Genomic DNA, 1,585 nt, shown 5'->3' with positions numbered 1-1,585 from the left:
AAGTCGGCCTTGCGCAGCAGCTCGTGCGGGTCTTCGTAGTAGGTGATCGATTTCTGGATGTCGCCTTCCAGGCCGTGCACCGCCAGGTTCATCTTGGCCAAGCGGATGGTGGTGGCGTTCTTTTCCAGGCCGTAGAAGGTGAGCTTCTCGGTGGGGTTTTCGTGCCGCCGCTCCACCACCCGGGCGCTCTGCACGAACATGCCGCCCGAGCCGCAGGCCGGATCGAGCACCGTGCCGTCGGCCGGTTCGATGACGTTGGCGATGAGCGAGACCAGCGAGACCGGGGTGAAGAACTCGCCGCCGTCGTGGGCTTTCTGATCGGCGAACTGGGTCAGGAAGTATTCGTAGATGCGGCCGAATACGTCGCCGGAAACCTGCTTGAGCTCCTCGGGATTGAGGGTGCGCAGCAGCTGGCCGAGCACGGCGTTGTCGAGCTCCTGATACTCGCTCTTGGGCAGCACGCCGCGCAGGTTCTCGTAGTCGGCCTCGATGGACTCCATGGCGTCGATGATCGCCTTGGCCCGGTCGGCGCTGTCGGGCATGGCCACCAGCGTGTCGAACTGGGCCTTGGGCTGCAGGAAGATGGCGCTCTTCTGCGAGAAATCCTCCTTGGTCAACGGCCGGGTCTTGCCGCCGCGAGTGGGCAGGCCAGCTTCGACGGCGTCCTTGACGCTCAGAAAACGGCTGTAGGCATGGCGCAAGAAGACCAGGCCCATGACCGGCAGGAAATATTCATTACTGGCGTAGTTGGAATTGGCCCGCAGGGTATCCGCCGCGCTCCAGAGCCGCTTTTCAATGGCTTCGATATGTTCAAGCTGGGCCATACTTACGCTTCCCTCCCAAAATAAACTTTGTGCAGGGCCTCGCCCTTGTCCCCCAGGCTGCGCAGCAGACTCTCGATCTTCTCCAGAGCCAGCGGCGACGGCTTGGCGCGGTCGTTCTCCCAGCGGTTGATCGTGGGGAAGGTCACGCCGAGCCTGGCCGCGAATTTTTCCTGAGTCAGGCCGGTAAGTTCCCGAAGCTCACGGACCAGCCTTGCCATGCTGTGTTGCTCGTCCAATGGATTTCTCCTTGCTGAATCTATCTGATGTACTGGCGGTACCATTCATAACGCCCGATTTATCACTTGATATATCATCCAATGGGGCCGCAAATGTCAAACGCGACCTTGAAATCCTTGCGGAAATCCCCCTGCGATACGGCAATTTGAAATTCCCGCCGACACATCCCAACGTCACCCGGCAAGTAGCCCTCAGAAGGCTGGCACGAAAAAAAGTCACCCGATGCCCGACGCTTTGATTCGCACCATCCTGGCGTTCACCCTGCGTGCGTCCTGGCGGACGTCCAAATCCGCTGTCCTGCGGATTTGTCTCCGTCTCTCCGGTAAGTAAGGACAGAACCCACAACAAGGAGCGACCGACCATGGACATCAACGATCTGTTTGACGAAAATCATGAAGAGTATCAACCAGTTTGCTTTTGATACCGCCGAACAGCGGTTGCAGGAAAAAATGCAGGAGTCCGGACGAGGTCCGGAGAATGGGGGTAAGAATGCAGAGAATTTTGAGGCGAAAGAGAAGCGGGGT

At 58.9% G+C, this 1,585-nt stretch carries 2 protein-coding genes and 1 pseudogene; 1 reads left to right on the top strand and 2 read right to left on the bottom strand.

What is annotated here, in order from left to right; genetic code table 11:
- On the bottom strand, positions 1 to 824 hold an 824-nt coding region (locus EOL86_14730), incomplete at its 3' end, for an SAM-dependent DNA methyltransferase (GenBank protein ID NCD26826.1).
- Between the two features lie 2 nt (positions 825 to 826).
- Complete coding sequence (locus EOL86_14725) at positions 827 to 1,105, bottom strand: XRE family transcriptional regulator (GenBank protein NCD26825.1); 279 nt, start codon at positions 1,103 to 1,105, stop codon at positions 827 to 829.
- Positions 1,106 to 1,422: 317 nt separating this feature from the next.
- Between EOL86_14725 and EOL86_14720 the strand changes: the two are divergent.
- A pseudogene (locus tag EOL86_14720) lies at positions 1,423 to 1,585 on the top strand (hypothetical protein).

This window comes from Deltaproteobacteria bacterium (assembly GCA_009930495.1).
Taxonomy (GTDB): domain Bacteria; phylum Desulfobacterota; class Desulfovibrionia; order Desulfovibrionales; family Desulfomicrobiaceae; genus Desulfomicrobium.
This window is presented reverse-complemented; position numbering and strand designations above follow the sequence as displayed.

Coding starts and splice junctions, on each gene's coding strand:
- EOL86_14725 (NCD26825.1), bottom strand. CDS start 1,105: ATGGTACCGCCAGTACATCAGATAGATTCAGCAAGGAGAAATCCATTG.